At 38.8% G+C, this 17,115-nt stretch carries 19 protein-coding genes and 1 pseudogene; 14 read left to right on the top strand and 6 right to left on the bottom strand.

Annotated features, from left to right (window positions below; translation table 11 throughout):
- The first annotated feature begins 76 nt into the window (after window positions 1-76).
- From ccmA to DC53_RS03570, 10 genes are read left to right on the top strand one after another with little or no spacing between them, the layout of a single operon-like run.
- Window positions 77-694 (top strand): cytochrome c biogenesis heme-transporting ATPase CcmA, encoded by a 618-nt coding sequence (gene ccmA / locus DC53_RS03525; protein WP_108912434.1) that lies wholly within the window; start codon window positions 77-79, stop codon window positions 692-694.
- The gene (gene ccmB, locus DC53_RS03530; protein ID WP_007377929.1) at window positions 694-1,380 is read left to right on the top strand and encodes a heme exporter protein CcmB; all 687 of its coding nucleotides are present in this window, start codon (window positions 694-696) and stop codon (window positions 1,378-1,380) included. Before ccmA ends, ccmB begins: the two co-directional genes overlap by 1 nt.
- Window positions 1,380-2,117, top strand: a complete 738-nt coding sequence (locus DC53_RS03535; RefSeq protein WP_007377928.1) for a heme ABC transporter permease — start codon at window positions 1,380-1,382, stop codon at window positions 2,115-2,117. The genes ccmB and DC53_RS03535 overlap by 1 nt, the downstream gene beginning before the upstream one ends.
- A 2-nt stretch (window positions 2,118-2,119) precedes the next feature.
- Entirely contained in the window at window positions 2,120-2,323 is a 204-nt protein-coding gene (gene ccmD, locus DC53_RS03540) for a heme exporter protein CcmD (RefSeq protein ID WP_007377927.1), read from the top strand.
- Complete coding sequence (ccmE, locus tag DC53_RS03545) at window positions 2,320-2,799, top strand: cytochrome c maturation protein CcmE (protein WP_007585848.1); 480 nt, start codon at window positions 2,320-2,322, stop codon at window positions 2,797-2,799. Before ccmD ends, ccmE begins: the two co-directional genes overlap by 4 nt.
- A 2-nt stretch (window positions 2,800-2,801) precedes the next feature.
- On the top strand, window positions 2,802-4,772 hold the full coding sequence (locus DC53_RS03550) for a heme lyase CcmF/NrfE family subunit (protein WP_008136761.1): 1,971 nt from the start codon (window positions 2,802-2,804) through the stop codon (window positions 4,770-4,772).
- On the top strand, window positions 4,769-5,338 hold the full coding sequence (locus DC53_RS03555) for a redoxin family protein (protein ID WP_033031459.1): 570 nt from the start codon (window positions 4,769-4,771) through the stop codon (window positions 5,336-5,338). The genes DC53_RS03550 and DC53_RS03555 overlap by 4 nt, the downstream gene beginning before the upstream one ends.
- Window positions 5,338-5,799 (top strand): cytochrome c-type biogenesis protein, encoded by a 462-nt coding sequence (locus DC53_RS03560; RefSeq protein ID WP_002959280.1) that lies wholly within the window; start codon window positions 5,338-5,340, stop codon window positions 5,797-5,799. The genes DC53_RS03555 and DC53_RS03560 overlap by 1 nt, the downstream gene beginning before the upstream one ends.
- Window positions 5,800-7,053 carry a c-type cytochrome biogenesis protein CcmI gene (ccmI, locus tag DC53_RS03565; protein ID WP_033031457.1) on the top strand — a complete coding sequence of 418 codons (1,254 nt, stop codon included), beginning with the start codon at window positions 5,800-5,802 and terminating at the stop codon, window positions 7,051-7,053. It begins immediately after the preceding gene.
- A gap of 9 nt (window positions 7,054-7,062) precedes the next feature.
- Window positions 7,063-7,794: an MlaA family lipoprotein gene (locus DC53_RS03570; RefSeq protein ID WP_007377921.1), complete on the top strand. Its 732-nt coding sequence runs from the start codon at window positions 7,063-7,065 to the stop codon at window positions 7,792-7,794.
- Window positions 7,795-7,856: 62 nt separating this feature from the next.
- Here DC53_RS03570 and DC53_RS03575 read toward each other — a convergent pair whose 3' ends face one another.
- On the bottom strand, window positions 7,857-9,080 hold the full coding sequence (locus DC53_RS03575; protein ID WP_008133803.1) for an EAL and HDOD domain-containing protein: 1,224 nt from the start codon (window positions 9,078-9,080) through the stop codon (window positions 7,857-7,859).
- Window positions 9,081-9,411: 331 nt separating this feature from the next.
- Between DC53_RS03575 and putP the strand changes: the two genes are divergently transcribed.
- Entirely contained in the window at window positions 9,412-10,890 is a 1,479-nt protein-coding gene (putP, locus tag DC53_RS03580) for a sodium/proline symporter PutP (protein ID WP_033031455.1), read from the top strand.
- Window positions 10,891-11,001: 111 nt separating this feature from the next.
- Here the strand turns inward: putP and DC53_RS03585 are convergent, their stop codons facing one another.
- A complete protein-coding gene (locus tag DC53_RS03585) occupies window positions 11,002-11,319 on the bottom strand; it encodes a YebG family protein (RefSeq protein ID WP_033031453.1) in 318 nt (105 codons plus the stop codon).
- 302 nt (window positions 11,320-11,621) lie between these two features.
- Here DC53_RS03585 and DC53_RS03590 point away from each other — a divergent pair, with 302 nt between their 5' ends.
- Window positions 11,622-11,918: a ComEA family DNA-binding protein gene (locus tag DC53_RS03590; RefSeq protein ID WP_007378631.1), complete on the top strand. Its 297-nt coding sequence runs from the start codon at window positions 11,622-11,624 to the stop codon at window positions 11,916-11,918.
- Window positions 11,919-11,934: 16 nt separating this feature from the next.
- Here the strand turns inward: DC53_RS03590 and DC53_RS03595 are convergent, their stop codons facing one another.
- The 3 genes from DC53_RS03595 to nhaB all read right to left on the bottom strand — a co-directional run bounded on the left by DC53_RS03595 (window position 11,935) and on the right by nhaB (window position 14,446).
- Window positions 11,935-12,237 carry a DUF6170 family protein gene (locus tag DC53_RS03595; RefSeq protein WP_008133810.1) on the bottom strand — a complete coding sequence of 101 codons (303 nt, stop codon included), beginning with the start codon at window positions 12,235-12,237 and terminating at the stop codon, window positions 11,935-11,937.
- 5 nt (window positions 12,238-12,242) lie between these two features.
- Window positions 12,243-12,761 carry a disulfide bond formation protein DsbB gene (gene dsbB / locus DC53_RS03600; protein ID WP_033031451.1) on the bottom strand — a complete coding sequence of 173 codons (519 nt, stop codon included), beginning with the start codon at window positions 12,759-12,761 and terminating at the stop codon, window positions 12,243-12,245.
- Between the two features lie 104 nt (window positions 12,762-12,865).
- Window positions 12,866-14,446, bottom strand: coding sequence for a sodium/proton antiporter NhaB (gene nhaB, locus DC53_RS03605; RefSeq protein WP_033031450.1), 1,581 nt, complete (start codon window positions 14,444-14,446; stop codon window positions 12,866-12,868).
- A gap of 304 nt (window positions 14,447-14,750) precedes the next feature.
- On the opposite strand from nhaB, the gene fadR reads away from it, so the two are divergent.
- Both fadR and DC53_RS03620 read left to right on the top strand, forming a co-directional pair.
- Complete coding sequence (gene fadR, locus DC53_RS03610; protein ID WP_007378635.1) at window positions 14,751-15,464, top strand: fatty acid metabolism transcriptional regulator FadR; 714 nt, start codon at window positions 14,751-14,753, stop codon at window positions 15,462-15,464.
- Between the two features lie 363 nt (window positions 15,465-15,827).
- Window positions 15,828-16,433 (top strand): peroxiredoxin, encoded by a 606-nt coding sequence (locus DC53_RS03620; RefSeq protein WP_007378637.1) that lies wholly within the window; start codon window positions 15,828-15,830, stop codon window positions 16,431-16,433.
- 59 nt (window positions 16,434-16,492) lie between these two features.
- On the opposite strand, the pseudogene DC53_RS03625 reads toward DC53_RS03620, so the two are convergent.
- Window positions 16,493-17,056, bottom strand: a pseudogene (locus DC53_RS03625) (TonB-dependent receptor domain-containing protein); the annotation flags it as partial.
- Between the last annotated feature and the right edge of the window lie 59 nt (window positions 17,057-17,115).

Genomic DNA, 17,115 nt, shown 5'->3' with positions numbered 1-17,115 from the left:
ATTTTAAAGCAATATTCGTATTACCCTATCATTATGGTAGACTAACGCCTAATTTTTGGCAGAGAGAATCGTCATCTTGTTACACATTAAGTCCGTCACCTGCATCAAGCAAGATCGTTGTTTGTTTGCGGATCTTAATTTTAGCCTTAATAACGGTCAAATCATGCAATTAGCAGGCCCTAACGGGGCTGGAAAAACATCGTTATTGCGTATTGTCGCAGGCTTTTCTGCGCCTGATGAAGGGGCTATATTATACCAAGAATTGCCGATATCTAAGTACTATGAAGAGTATGCCAGAGAGCTATTGTTTATAGGTCATAAAACGGGCGTAAACACTCAGCTTAGTGCAGTGGAAAATGTTAGCCATTGGTTGCAAATTAATGGCTATAGCGAGCCTGAACTATACCCTATTTTAGCGAAACTAGGCCTTGTTGGACTTGAAGATGTGCCTGTTAGGATGTTATCTGCAGGGCAGCAGCGACGTGTTGCTTTAGTAAGACTATGGTTAAGTGATGCTAAACTATGGGTGCTTGATGAGCCATTTACTGCGCTTGATAAAAGTGGTGTCGCCTTTTTACAACAACGATTTACTGAGCACTTACAAAGCGGTGGTGCTATCTTATTAACAACCCACCAAGACTTAACGACCCACTTTAGTAACTTACAAACGGTTACACTGGAGTATCGCCACTAATGACTCGTCAACACTCTTATTGGTTGCTATTTAGTGCGGTATTTACCAAAGATGTAAAACTTGCGTTTCGCCAGCGCGCCGAAATTGTAAATCCTATTTTATTTTTCTTAATTGTAATCTCATTGTTTCCGTTAGCAATAGGGCCTGAGCCCGGTCTACTTGCGAGAATGGCGCCAGGTATTATTTGGGTTGCCGCATTACTCTCTACCATGTTGGGCTTAGATAAGTTGTTTAGGGATGATTTTAACGATGGCTCGTTGGAGCAGTTAATTGCATCCTCTTATCCATTATCGCTAACCGTACTTGCTAAAGTGGCTGCTCATTGGGTGGTAACAGGTTTACCGCTTGTATTAATGACACCATTGTTTGCATTGTTATTGAATCTAGAAAGTTCGGCGCTAACAGCGACCGTTTTAACATTATTATTAGGCACACCGCTATTGAGCTTTATCGGCGCAATTGGCGCTGGGCTTACTGTGGGATTACAAAAAGGGGGAATTTTGATGAGTTTACTCGTACTGCCTTTGTATATTCCAGTTTTAATTTTTGCAACGTCGGCTATCGATACCAGTACCATGTCACTGGATTATAGTGGACAGCTTGCTATCCTTGGTGCAATGTTACTTATTGCTATTATTAGCGCACCAATTGCCATATCGTCAGCTTTAAAAGTGAGTGTAAGTTAATGTGGAAGTGGTTACATCCCTATGCTAAAGCGGAGCGTGCATATCAATTATGCAATACGTTACTGCCTTATTTTGCCGTAGTTACTGTAGTTAGTATGATTGTTGGTTGGGTATGGGGGCTTGGTTTTGCACCTGCCGATTACCAGCAAAAAGACAGCTACCGTATCATTTTTATTCATGTTCCTTCCGCCATTTTATCTATGGGCGCTTACTCATCAATGGCTATTGCAGCTGTTGTTGCACTTGTATGGCAACTACGAAATGCCGAACTTGCCGTTATTGCTATAGCGCCTGTTGGTGCTTGTATTACAGCTATAGCGCTTATTACTGGCGCTGCATGGGGTAAGCCTATGTGGGGTGCTTGGTGGGTATGGGATGCGCGTTTAACGTCTGAACTTATTTTATTATTTTTATATCTTGGCGTGCTTTCGCTTTACCATGCATTTGAAGATAAGAAGTCAGCAGGGCGTGCGGCTTCTATTTTAGCGATTGTGGGCGTAATCAACTTACCTATTATTCATTACTCAGTTGAGTGGTGGAATACGCTACACCAAGGCGCAAGCATTACAAAATTAGACACAAAAGCAATAGACCCAAGTATGTTTTGGCCACTTATGGTTAATATTTTAGCCTTTGCTGCTTTTGTAGGAACAGTGACTTTAATTCGTCTTAAAAATGAAATTTTACAACGCGAAAAGCACCGACCGTGGGTACGCTCGTTGTTAAATAAGGGGTAATTATGCAGTTTGACTCTTTTTCTGATTTTATTGCAATGGGGGGCTATGGGTTTTATATATGGCTTTCTTTTGGTACATGCGCACTTATTTTACTCGGTATTTTAGTGAGCTCTTTAAGAGATACCAAACGCATTATGGCTTCAGTAGAACAGCAAATAATACGCGAAGCGCGAATTAAAAAAGCTAAACAGGAACAAGTCTCATGAATCCAAGACGTAAAAAGCGCCTATTGGTAATTATTGCCGTGCTGTTTGGTATTGGTGGATCAATTGGTTTAGTGCTTTATGCACTTCAAGAAAACATTAATCTTTTTTATACGCCAAGCGAACTTATTGATGGCAAAGGGCCTAATAAAGAAAAGCCTTTCATTGGCCAAAAGTTACGTATTGGCGGCATGGTTGTACCAGGCACCGTTGAGCGTAATGAACAGAGCTTACAAGTAAGCTTTAAGCTAATAGATACAGGTCCATTAGTGACCGTGCGTTATCAAGGTATATTGCCAGACTTGTTTCGTGAAGGGCAAGGCATTGTAGCGCAGGGCGTATTAATCGAACCTAACGTTATTGAAGCATTTGAAGTGCTAGCAAAGCATGACGAAGAATATATGCCAGCAGAAGTTGCAGAGGCAGTTAAAGGTATTAAGCACGAAAAACCAAAATACAACTTAGATAGTGGTAATTAGCTATGATCCCAGAAATTGGTTATTTTTCTTTAACGCTTGCCATGGTATTAAGCGTTTTACTGTGTATTTTTCCTCTTTGGGGCGCGCATACCGGTAATCTTCGATTAATGCGTGCAGCTCCCTCTTTAGCAATTGGGCAATTCGCTTTTGTTTTAATCTCTTTTGCAGCACTTATTTACGCCAGTGTAACGGATGATTTTACCGTATCGTACGTAGCATATCATTCAAGTAGCACGCTGCCTTGGTATTACAAAATCACCTCTACATGGGGCGGCCATGAAGGCGCTATTTTACTGTGGCTTGTAATGCAAGCGGGTTGGACTGCAGTAGTTGCTGCACGCTCTAAATCACTCCCTTGGGTGTTACGTGCTCGCGTATTGGGTGTGCTTGGCTTTTTAGGTGTCGGTTTTATGATGTACACCTTGCTACTTTCAAGCCCGTTTGAGCGCCTACTTCCTTATTTTCCGGTAGAGGGGCGTGATTTAAATCCGTTACTTCAAGATCCGGGTATGATTATTCACCCGCCATTACTGTACATGGGTTATGTAGGGCTATCGGTTGCTTTTTCTTTTGCTATTGCTGCGTTATTAACCGGTAAGCTTGATAACACATGGGCTAAGTGGTCACGTCCATGGACAATGACTGCATGGGGCTTTTTAACTCTAGGAATCACAATTGGTAGCTGGTGGGCATATTCAGAGCTTGGCTGGGGCGGCTGGTGGTTTTGGGACCCAGTAGAAAACGCATCGTTAATGCCATGGCTTGTGGCAACCGCATTACTGCACTCATTAAGCGTAACTGAAAAACGCGGTGTATTTAAATCATGGACTGTTTTACTAGCTATCGCAGCGTTTTCATTAAGCCTTTTGGGAACCTTTATTGTACGCTCGGGTATTATTGTATCGGTACACGCTTTTGCAACAGACCCTGATCGTGGCTTATTTATACTTGCCTTCTTAGGCATCGTTGTAGGTGGTGGCTTGGCGTTATATGCACTGCGTGTGTCACAAGTTCACAGTGAAGGACGATACAAGCTGGTATCGCGCGAAGTGGCGTTATGGCTCAATAATATATTTTTAGTGGTTGCTACATTGATCGTATTGCTTGGTACGCTATTACCTATGGTACATAAAGAGATGGGCCTAGGCAGTATTTCTATTGGCGAACCGTTTTTTAATAAAATGTTTGCAATAATTTTAGTGCCGTTTGCTATTTTGATGGGTATAGGACCATTTTTACGCTGGAAGCAAAATAAATGGGCTTTCTTACAAAACAAAATATTAATGGGCGTATTAGCCAGTGTTGTAATTACCTGCGCTTGGTTGTTTTCAAGTTACGACTTAGTAAAACCACTTACGCTATTAGCTACTACGCTTGCGGTTTGGATTGCAATATCAACCGGGATCGATATTTACACTAAAGCCGCAGTGCATGGCACCTTAAAAGAAGGTTTAAAACGCTTAGGTGTAAGTTACTGGGCTATGGTGCTTGGGCATATTGGTATTGCATTTGTTATTGCGGGTGTAACGCTTACATCGGCATATTCAGTTGAGCGTGATGTATCTATGAAACAAGGCGATACAGTCCAGCTTAATCAATATGAATACCGCTTTGATGGTGTTAAAGCTATTCGCGGACCAAACTACAGTGGTCATGCTGGTGTTGTATCTGTGCTTAAAAATAATGAACTAGTAACACGCTTACACGCCGAAAAACGTAAGTATGATATTGGTATGCAGTTTATGACCGAGGCGGCAATAGATGCAGGCTTTACACGTGATTTATACTTAGCGTTAGGTGAGCAGTTAAGCCAAGGCGCATGGTCACTTCGCATTTATCACAAACCGTTTGTTCGTTGGATGTGGATTGGTGGTGTGCTTATTTCCCTCGCTGGATTTATGATTTTATTTGATAAACGCTACCGCACATCAGCTAAAACAGCGCGTAGGGCTGCATCAGAGAGTGTTTTATGAACCGTAAAATTTTAGCTATTGCGCCGCTTTTAGTGTTTGTTTTTGTGTGTGTATTTTTATACCAAGGTCTTTTTGCTAACCCTCGTGAAATTCAAACGGGGCGATTAGGTCAAGAAATGCCAGCATTTAATCTACCTGATTTAATGCAAGACAATAAGCCATGGACTAACGAGTCTTTAAAAGGCGAGGTTTACTTATTAAATGTATGGGGCACTTGGTGTCCTACATGTTTAGTTGAGCTTGGCTATTTAACTAAGTTACGTGAGCAAGGTGTTAAAATTATTGGGCTTTATTACGTACAAGGTTACGATGCTGATTTTGATGGCCCTTTTGATATGCAAACACTTCGCACAGAAGTGAGCGATATGCTGCAACGTGCGGGTGACCCATATCAATTTAATATCTTGGATTTACATCGTACTTTGTCGTTGGATTTAGGCGTGTCGGGTGCGCCTGAAACATTTTTAGTCGATAAAAACGGCACTATTTTGTTGCATCACACGGGCGATATAAACCCGCGAGTATGGCGAGCTAAATTTGCGCCAATTATGCAGGAGCTTAAATAATGAAGTGGTTACTACTTACGCTTAGCCTTTTTGTAAGCATGGGTGCGTTTGCACAGCAAGATCGCTATCAATTTGATAACAACAAACAAGCAATATTGTTTGAAGAGCTAACTAAAGAGCTACGTTGCCCTAAGTGTCAAAATCAAAACATTGCGGACTCCGACGCTGTTGTTGCTAAAGACTTGCGCGATAAAGTACTCGTATTGGTTAAAGAAGGTAAGAGCAAAGACGAAGTGATAGATTATATGATTGACCGCTTTGGCTATTTTGTTCATTACGACCCACCTGTTACACCAGCGACTTTAGTGCTGTGGGTACTACCTGTATTAATTGTAATTGTTGGCTTTGGTTTTATTGTTATTCGCCAACGAAAAGCATCAGTAAAACAAACATGGAGCAGCGACGATGAAATGCTGCTAGCGAAGCTAATTGAACAAAATAAACGTCAGGAGCAAAGCTAAATGATTTTAATGTGGGCGTGTTTTGCCTTACTCACACTGGTTGCTCTTAGCTTTGTTATGATACCTTTTTTAAAAAAAGAGCGTGTTCAAACGATTACTCATAACGCCAATGCTGAATTAATTAGTATTTATGAGCAGCGTTTAGTCGATTTGCAAACTGATTTAGATAATCAACGCATTGATAGCGTAAATCACGCAGAATCAATTGTTGAATTAAAACGTCGCTTATTGAACGAGCTATCACCAGAGAAATCACTTAACAGCAAAGGTAATAACCGTATTTTTGCTTTAACAGGCGGTGCATTTGTTCTTGCACTTACAGGGATTTTTTATAGTTTTACAGGCAGTCAGCAGCAAATTTCGGCTTGGCATGACGCAATGGATAATTTAGCTGATTATGGCGAGCGTGCTGTAATGCAAAAAGGTGAGCCGCTTAGCCAAAATGAGCTGCAGGCTTTTGCATTGGCGCTCCGTACTAAACTTAGCCGCTCTGGCGATGATGAAGTCGCTTGGATGCTACTTGGACGAGTTGCTATGTCGCTTAATGAATTTGACATGGCGCAGCAGTCATTTGATAAAGCACTACGTATGAATCCTGATAATATGCAGGTACTTATTAGTTATAGCCAAGTTTTATTACTAGAAGGCAGCGAAGCTAATATGACCCGTGCGGCAGGTATGCTCTCAAAAGTACTAAAAGTTGAGCCTACCAATTTAGATGCTATTTCGTTACTCGCGCTTATAGCGTATGAGCGTAAAGATTGGCCGCAAGCTAAAACTGCATTTGAAGTTTTATTGGCAAGTATGGGAAAAAATGATTCTCGTTATAGCATGATCTCTGAGCGTATTGCTGATATAGAGCAGCAAATGCAAACGGAAGGCTCAGTTATGCCAGTTACTACTACAACGGGTGCTATTGCAGTTACTGTCGACATTGCAAAAGAGCTTATTGATAAACAACCAAAAAACGGTATTTTATTTATATTTGCAAAAGCTGCAACTGGCTCACCTATGCCATTAGCTGCTGTTAAGCTCGCTAAATATTCATTTCCAATTACAGTCGAGTTGAGTGATAGTAGTGCAATGGTTGCAGGGCTTAACTTATCGAGTGCCGAAAATATTATTATTTCGGCGCGTATTTCTATAGATGACTCGGTTATGCCAAGTTCTGGTGAGCTAGAAGGTCATTCACAGTCGTTAAAGCGTGAAAGTGTAAGTGACTACCAACTTCAAATTGATACATTAATACCTTAAGGACGTTAGATGTTAAAGCATAGTTTTACTTTTTTATGTTTATTGGTACTGGCCGGTTGTGCTCAAGTACCACAAAGTAAAGTAGATGAGAGAGATCCTCTGCAAAGTATTAATCGTCCATTATATGACTTTAATATGGATGTACTCGATGCATACTTGTTGCGCCCCGCAGCAGTTGGTTACATGACAGTTACACCTGTACCTGTACGCCAGAGCGTTGTCCATTTTACCGACAATATAACGGCTCCTGTAGATATGATAAATGCCGGCCTGCAAGGTAAGCCGGGTAATGCAAGTGTTAGCCTTGCGCGTTTTTTAGTTAATTCTACTGTTGGCATATTTGGTTTGTTTGATGTTGCCAGCTCATTAGGCCTTGAAGTTGTAGATGAAGACTTTGGACAGACCTTGGGTGTGTGGGGGGTGGGCGATGGCGCTTATTTAATGCTGCCTGCTATGGGGCCAAAAACAGTGCGTAACTTAACGGGTGATGTCGTCGATAACTTTGTACTACCTGAGGTAGCATTAACGACTCCACAAACTATTCTAGTGTTTGTTTTAAAGGCAGTGGAAGCGCGCGCCTCATTAATCCCTCAAGAGGGGCTATTAAATGATTCACTTGATCCATACTTGTTTGTGAAAGATATTTATTTCCAGCGTCAAATTTATGAACTATACGATGGTAACCCGCCAATCAAAGAAGAGCCCGCTGATTTTGATGAAGACTTTTTAGAAAGCTTATAACCCAACACCAGCAAACAAAAACGCCAGCTAAATGCTGGCGTTTTTGTTTGCTGGTGTTGTTATTATTCGTGAATCATTAAATGCATTTGCTCATCGACCCAAGCTAGCGCTTCATGGTAGGCATCAGGTACTTTTTCACCAAGGTTTAGTTCTGTAGTTATGTCGTTGGCCGCTGACCAGTTTGCTTGCTCATAATACTTAACTAGGTTGAGGTATTGTGCCAATAAACCTTCGTTATCGAGTAATGCTGCTTTTATTTCGTTAGATAAAGGTAATTTCTGCATTACGCTTTCCATACTCTCATCTAAAATAGCATCCATTAGAGACATCATACCGGTTAAAAAAGCCATGCCAGTATCTTTAAATTGGCCATGAGAAATAGCGAGTAATTCACCAAAACGTGCTCGGGTTAAGGATAACTTGATTAATTCAACGGGCTTATCTGCAGATACTTGCGCGGCAAAAAGTAATGATAAGAGCTTTTTAATTTCGCTAGCGCCAAGCACAATAAGTGCCTGCTTAATTGTACTGATTTCAGCACGCCTTGCAAAGGCAGCAGAATTTGAATACCTAAGAAGCTTATAAGATAGATTTACATCACGCTCAAATACATTAGTGATTTTTTTAAGATCTATTTCAATACTTGAGGTTTCATACAGTAATTCAGCTAATGCCATCTCTGATGGTGGCAATGCTTTACTTTGCACCATCTCGGGTTTTGAAAAGAAGAATCCCTGAAAATAATCAAAACCGAGTTCTAATGCCAAGCTATACATTTCATACGTTTCAACTTTTTCGGCAAGTAATTTAATATGAGAATGTTGTTTTATATCGTCAATAACGTTTTTTATTGTACTTGTATCACATGTTAAGAAATCAATTTTAATGATGTCTATAAATGGATAAAAGTGACGCCACACAGGCTGATGAATGTAATCGTCAAGTGCAATAGTATACCCTTTATCTTTTAGGTCTTTAACAATTGCTAATAAGCGCTTCCCGGGTTGAACTGTTTCGAGTATTTCAACCACAATTGTATCTTTACCCAGTAGTGTTGGATAACCTTTTGATAACGTATCCAACGTAAAGTTTATATAAGCGGGCTTATTATCAGTTAAATCTTCTAAACCAAAGTTGAATTGACTGCCTTCTATTAAACGTGTTGTCGCTTCGTCACCATCTATATCGGGAAACACATTATCGACGCCATCGCGAAATAAAAGCTCATAACCAATGAGTTCTTTTTCACGATTTAAAATCGGTTGGCGTGCGGCATAAAAGTACATAAACAATTCCGTATGAGTAAAGTCAGCAGGTATTGTAATAATATATTGGAAAACATTCAAAATAGCATTACGTATATTTGCATGATTAATAAATTATCATTAAAAATAAGAGGGTTTGTCTGTTTTATTTTGTGAGTTTACATAGTGTTGTTCTAAAAGTGTGCAGCATGAATATTTTTAAACTAGGAAAAGGTAACAAGTTGGAGATTTCCATATTAGGCATGATATAGTCGGCTGGAATGCTTTTACCTCAATGCTGTCTTTATTATAAAATTTTAAGAGTCAATATTCGGATTAAAAGCTTGGTATTATTAAATGTGCGGAGGCTAATTTGGAAACAGGAATGATTATTTCACTGGCGTTATATTTTGTTGTAATGCTAGGTATCGGACTATATGCATATAAACAATCTACAAGCGATGTCTCTGGTTACATGTTAGGTGGGCGAAACCTTTCCCCCAGTGTCGCTGCATTATCTGCTGGCGCATCTGACATGAGTGGTTGGATTTTAATGGGCTTGCCCGGTGCAATGTTTGTAAGTGGATTTAGCAGTACATGGATAGCGATTGGTTTGATCGCAGGTGCTTGGTTAAACTATTTTTTAGTAGCTCCAAGACTCAGAGTTTATACAGAAAAAGCAAATGACTCGATTACTATTCCAGATTATTTTTCAAATCGTTTTAACGACAAATCTAACTTACTACGCGTTGTATCTGCAGTAGTTATTATTGTTTTCTTTACGCTTTATACCTCTTCTGGTGTTGTTGCCGGCGGTAAATTATTTGAAAGCTCATTTGGGCTAAGTTATGAGATGGGTTTGTATATCACTACAGGTGTTGTTGTTTTATATACTTTGTTTGGTGGTTTTTTAGCCGTCAGCTTAACTGACTTTGTTCAAGGTTGTATTATGTTCATCGCACTAATTTTAGTGCCTTGTGTAACCTACTCACTTTTAGAACAGCCTTTAGAGTCCACTTTACATAGTGTAAACCCCGAAATGCTTAATTGGATAGGTGCAGGGTCTACTTTAGGGATTATTTCAGCAATGGCTTGGGGGTTGGGATACTTTGGACAGCCTCATATTATTGTGCGCTTTATGTCTGTTCGTAGTGTGAAGGAGATGCCCACAGCGCGTCGTATAGGTATGACTTGGATGATTGTTGCTGCTGTTGGTGCAGTTGCTACTGGTATTTTTGGCGCCGCTTACACATATGAAAATAATATTACGGTCAAAGACCCAGAAACTATTTTCTTAGTGCTTTCAGAGCTTTTATTTCATCCACTAATAGCAGGCTTTTTACTTGCCGCTATATTAGCTGCAATTATGAGCACAATCTCATCTCAGTTATTAGTGAGTTCAAGTTCACTAACAGAAGATTTTTACAAAACATTTTTGCGTAAAGAGGCGAGTGATAAAGAGCTAGTGGCTGTTGGCCGTATCAGTGTTGCTATAGTTGCTATGTTTGCCATTTACTTAGCTTACGACAGAGATAGCTCTATTTTAGATTTAGTAAGTAATGCTTGGGCAGGCTTTGGCGCCGCGTTTGGACCATTGGTTTTATTTAGCCTTTATTGGAAACGCATGAACTTTGCCGGTGCATTATCGGGTATGTTAGTGGGTGCATTTACTGTGCTAATTTGGATTTATGGCCCATTTACTATTAATGGCGAAAGCTTAAGTAGCTTTATGTACGAAATTGTACCTGGCTTTATTTTATCTTGTATCGCAATTGTTGTTATCAGCTTAGTAACAAAAGAGCCAGAGCAAAACATCACTGCTTTATTTGATGAAGTAGAGAAAGAGCTTTAAATAGCAATTACCACCTATTTTAAAATAAGTGGTAAGCAATAAAAAAGGGAGCAACTTAGTTGCTCCCTTTTTTATTTAGCTTAACTCATCCAGTAGGGAGCAAACGGCTAGTTAACTTGCTTTTTTATCGTTGTTGTCTTCAGTTGATGCAACGTTATCTGACTTTTTAGTTTTTGTTGGGGCTTTGGTGACAACTGGGTCTTTGCCACCTTTTAATATAGTCATAAAGTCTTCTTTACTCTTTGCTATTTCTAAAGCAAGTGACTCTATTTGTTGCTCGCTTAATGGCACATCTACCTTTTCTAACATTAGCTCAAGCGACTCAGCAATATCGAGCATTTTGTCATAAGCATCAGCTTCTTTTTTAGTAGTAAACGTCATGCGCTCGACTCCGTTTCGTTCTACAACATATTTAACAACAACAGCCATGATTTCTCCTGCAAGCTTGCGTGGCAATGTGGTTTATGAAAACCATTAGATTACTGTTTTTATGTACAGTAATGGTTTGTGGTGTAATTTGCAAGTATCTGATATTAATTTTTAGTTTATTTAAGATTTGACAAAAAACTGTAACTTTACTTTATTTAATAAATCACTTGTTGTACCAGCTGCATTTTAGGATTTCGGATAATAGTGATCATGTGTTTAGGTGATTTTATATAATGAGCTATTTTTATTTTACTATTTCCTGAGCAAAATTTAATAATTCGAAAGTACAATAAGGAAAATAAATGCGTCTTTTACAAAAACTCTTATTCATAAGTATATTATGTTTGCTCCCGACTACTGCAGCGTTTTCACAGGTAGTTGATGTGGTCAAAGAAATGCCTAAATATGATGTTGTAAGTATTAATGATGCTGATGCGAGTATGCTCGCTAAGCTACCAGGAATAGGGAAGAAAAAAGCACAAGCAATAGTTGATTATAGGGAAGCAAATGGAGAGTTCACTGAAGTAAACGATTTAGCGAAAGTGAAAGGTGTAGGAAAAAAGTTAATAACTAAGCTAAAAGATAAAATAACATTATAAGTGGGTTAGGGCGCTTCTAAGCGCCCTGATCATATTCTTTTAATGCTTTACTAAGATTTTTTTTTGCAAAATTAATTTCGATAGGCGTAGTTAATAATGGATAACAAAGTACACCAAGCATTAAAAATGGTATAACTACCCAGCCTTCAAATAGGGTAAATATTAAAAACAGTGGGCTTAACAATATAAGCTTTATTATACGTAATAACACGCGTTCAGTAGGTGAAATCAGACCTAGCGATAGGGCTATAACGGCTTGCCTTTCGCGTACTTTTAAATGTTTTAATTCTATAATTTGACTCGAAAAAAAAGTAAACATACTAATTAAACCGATCTTTTAAAAAGTAAACGACTACTAATCACTATAAAAAATACACTAGCAAATAGTCCAAATATGATTTCCATCCAAGCGGGCATACTCAAACCCAAAAATTGCCAGTCTATATTTCCACAATCACCAGTTGCCTGAAAAAAGCTAGGGATCCACTCATGCAATGGTAAAAATGATGGGAAATTAGGTTCAAATTCACAGCTAAAAGCAAAAGGGTCTGTGGTGGTTTGCATATCTATATGTTCTTGAGCAATCAGGTATCCCCAAACACTTGATACGCCCCAAGTTAAGTAAGCCGCTATTCTGACTACTTTGTTTTGCGGTTTAATTGAGCCAATAATACCAGCACTAAGTAACCCTAGTACTGCGGTACGTTGATAAATACACATTATGCAAGGTGCTAACCCCATTTTGTATTGAAAGAAAAGGGCGGTTACTTCAAGTAAAAAAACAATAACGGTGAATAAAATCCACGGGGTACGTTGAGTCGGTAATTGTGCAAGCCAGTTCATAAAAATTCCACGCTTAAATAAGACGATATATTATGGCGTAGGATAAAGTCCGCAGCAACAAAAAGGAAAAAAAAGCTACCGAAGTAGCTTTTTTTAAGATGAGATTAGTGACTACTTGATGCAGCCCCTATGGTCGCTACATGATGATCTATCCAGCCCCATTGATACATTAGTTCGGTCATATCGCTTAAACCTATGTAAGTAAAGGTAAGCCCTATAGTAGTTAACACGATTGTATATGGTAATGCCATGTAAACCATTCTCCCATAGGACAAACGCAATACTGGGGCAAGTGTTGATGTAAGCAAAAATAAAAATGCAGCTTGACCGTTTGGAGTCGCAACACTTGGTAAATTGGTACCTGTATTAATAGCAACAGCTAAAAGGTCGAATTGATCACGGGTAATTTCCCCAGATTTCAGTGCCGCTGCAACTTCGTTTATATACACAGTACCAACAAATACATTATCGCTTACCATGGAGAGTAACCCATTGGCGATAAAGAACATGACTAATTGTAATTGCCCTTCAAATGTAAGTACCCAAGCAATAACAGGTGTGAATAGGTGTTGGTCTATAATAACGGCAACAACGGCAAAAAACACACATAAAAGCGCTGTAAATGGCAGAGCTTCCTCAAATGCTTTTCCTAGTTGATGTTCTTCAATAATACCGGCAGAGGCAGTTGCCAATATAATCACTGATAAACCTATTAACCCAACAGCGGCTAAATGCATTGCTAAACCGACAATAAGCCATACCGCAATGAACGCTTGGATAGTTAAGTTAACTTTATCGCGTTTAGTTCGTTTACTATCAAGCCCTTCAGCGTGATTTTTTAAGATAGTGTGAATTTTTTTAGGTAATTTAGCGCCATACCCAAAGGCTTTTGTTTTTTCCAGAACAAAAGTAGTTAATAAACCAGCAAAAAATACAGGCAAGGTGATAGGCAGCATTCTTAAGAAAAACTCACCAAACTGCCAACTCGCTCGCTCAGCAATAATTAAATTTTGAGGCTCACCAACCATAGTACAAACACCACCGAGTGCAGTGCCAATAGATGCATGCATTAATAGGTTACGTAAAAAAGCACGAAACTCTTCGAGTTCTTGGCGATTAACTTCTTTTACTTGATTATCATCATTTATATCATGTTCGCTGTTGGAGTCTTTTCCTGACGCGACTTTGTGATAAATACTGTAAAATCCCATTGCAACGGCAATGACTACTGCCATAACTGTTAATGCATCTAAAAATGCAGATAAAAAAGCAGCTGCAAGAGTAAACGCTAAAGATAAAATAGATTTACTTCTGACTGACACGACTAGTTTCGTGAAAATGTAGAGTAATAAATCTTTCATGAAGTAAATGCCGGCGACCATAAAAATCAACAGCAAAATTACATCTAAGTTTTGTGCTATTTCATGTTCAACTTGTCCTGCAGTCGTCATTCCTATAAATAAGGCTTCAATGACAAGTAAGCCACCAGGCTGCAGTGGATAGCATTTAAGTGCCATTGCCAAGGTGAATATAAATTCTAATACTAACGCCCAGCCTGCCACGTATTGATTTAGTTGAAAAAGGATAGGGTTAATAATTAGAAACGTAATGATCGTATATTTATACCATTGTGGCGCATTACCTAAAAAATTCTTAAATGTTGCAGTTAAAACACTCTGCTGCATAGGTGTTCCTTTTTATTGTACTTATATGTATAGCTAGTGCCCGTTAAGTTAATTCAGCTAAAGCTTTGTGTAAACAAAAATATGCGAGTGATAACAATGTACCTAATGTGAATGTGGCCTATATTTATATACACTGTAGCTAAAATAGAAAAATCAAAATTTAATTATTTATAAATATTAAATTTCTACTCATTTGGTTGAACTAATATGCCTTACTTTACTTGTTAGTTGTGCTTCCTCTGGTACAATCAGTCAGTTATTCGTGTAAGACGATAAGTTGTAGATTACTTCGAGTGGGAATTGAATGAGAATTTTTAAAGCGAAAAGCCCAGCAGGATTTGCTGAAGAATATATAGTTGAGTCTATTTGGAATGGCGATTTCCCTCCAGGTTCAATTCTACCTGCCGAGCGAGAGCTCTCAGAGTTAATTGGTGTCACAAGAACAACTTTACGAGAAGTACTACAGCGTTTAGCTCGCGATGGTTGGTTGACTATCCAGCACGGTAAACCGACACGAGTTAATAATTTTTGGGAAACGTCTGGTTTAAATATTCTTGAAACGTTAGCACGCCTTGATGAAGATAAAATGCCTGAGCTGACAGATCAGCTTTTATCGGCAAGAACGAATATTAGTGCTATTTATACGCGTGCCGCTATTAAGTTGAATCCAGAGCGCGTTATTGAAATTTTATCACAAAGCCATGAATTAGAAGATACTGCACAGGCATTTGCTGATTACGATTATAAAGTTCATCACGAATTAGCAGTTGCTGGTAATAACCGTATTTATGTATTAATTCTTAACGGTTTTAGAGGGTTTTATTCAAAGATTGGTTGTCATTACTTTTCAGATGCAGGAACACGAGAGCTTGCCCGTCAGTTTTATAAAGATTTAACTATACTGGCTGAAAATAAAGAGCATGATGGCGCTATTTCTATGATGCGTAAGTATGGTCATCAAACGGGTGAAATTTGGCAGAATATTCGAGGTGATATGCCTTCGGATATAATGGATTAAATCTAAACGAAAAACCTGCATTTGCAGGTTTTTTTATCTGTAAAAATTCATACCACATTATATGTTTTTTTTAAACAATTTAATGTATTAACCCTTCTTCAGTAACGCTAAAAATACTATCTAATTACAACGCAATTTACACCTCAAAATAGATCTATTATTCAAGCAGATTAGTGCAAGTTGTAAGTGTTCGTTATTTTCGATTGCTCACATCGCTAAATACGATTGTTCTTTTTAAACTAAAAAATTTAGAATGCCAATTAATTATATGTATGCGCTATTGGTTTTTAATTTTTAGCGCCCATATAAGTACCAGCATTGCGAAAGCAATTGAAAACAAACTCAAAATATTTGGAGAATAAAATGGGTGTATTAGTAGGCCGCCAGGCACCAGACTTTACCGCTGCAGCTGTTCTTGGTAACGGTGAAATTGTAGATAGCTATAACCTTCATGAAACAATCAAAGGTAAAAAAGCAGTTATCTTCTTTTACCCACTAGATTTCACGTTTGTGTGTCCTTCAGAACTTATTGCATTTGATAAGCGTTTTGAAGAGTTCCAAAAGCGTGGCGTAGAAGTTATTGGTGTTTCTATCGATTCACAATTCTCACATAACGCATGGCGTAACACTGCTGTAGCAGATGGCGGTATTGGTAAAGTTCAATACGCACTAGTTGCAGATGTTAAACACGAAATTTGTAAAGCATATGACGTTGAGCATCCTGAAGCGGGTGTTGCGTTTCGTGGGTCATTCTTAATCGACGAAGAAGGCAATGTACGTCACCAAGTAGTGAACGATTTACCACTAGGTCGTAACATCGATGAAATGCTTCGTATGGTTGACGCACTAGCGTTCCATACTGAACACGGTGAAGTATGTCCTGCTGGTTGGACTGAAGGTAAAAAAGGTATGGACGCAAGCCCTGAAGGCGTTGCAAAGTTCTTATCTGAAAACGAAGGCGAGCTATAATTTAGCCCTTAGTTTTAAATAAAAAACCGCCAATTGGCGGTTTTTTTTGTGTCTTTTACTTAGAAGGAGAAGCTTACTTTAGTATACAGGTAACGGCCACGAGGGTTGTGCACACCTGACGCATAACCATATAAATCGCCATCGCCATCACCAATAGCAAATGGTGGCTCTTCATCAAATAAGTTATTAACACCTAAAGATATTTTAGCTGATTCAGTAATACGGTACGATGTTTGTAAATCCACAAGCGTTTGTGAATCTATCATACGCGATGTATTACTATCAAAATCTAAATTACCATCAAAGTCGATATCAGGTGTATCTTCAAATTCACCCACATAACTGATATTTACGTTAGTGTTAAAGTCGCCAATTTCCCAGTTAGTTGAGAAAATAAAGCGGTGCTCTGGGTAACCATATTCACCCGTGTAATCACGGCCATCTTTTTCAAATTTATCTTGATATGCCCACTCTAGATTAAATTTAAGTAAACCTAAGTCATCAAGAGAGTGATTATAGTTTGCTGAAACATCAACACCAGACACTTCCTGCGATGATAAGTTTTTGAAGGTGCTGTGTATTTTTTGTATTGTGCCCAAGCTTGCACCACCCGTTGGGCTGACGAATCCCCAAAACGTGACAGGCACAGCAATTTATGATCTTATGTAAATCACCACAACCC

The sequence above is a fragment of the Pseudoalteromonas fuliginea genome, assembly GCF_000690055.1.
In the GTDB taxonomy this organism is placed as follows: domain Bacteria; phylum Pseudomonadota; class Gammaproteobacteria; order Enterobacterales; family Alteromonadaceae; genus Pseudoalteromonas; species Pseudoalteromonas fuliginea.
Note: the sequence above shows the minus strand (reverse complement) of the source record. Positions and strands in the feature narration are given on the sequence as shown.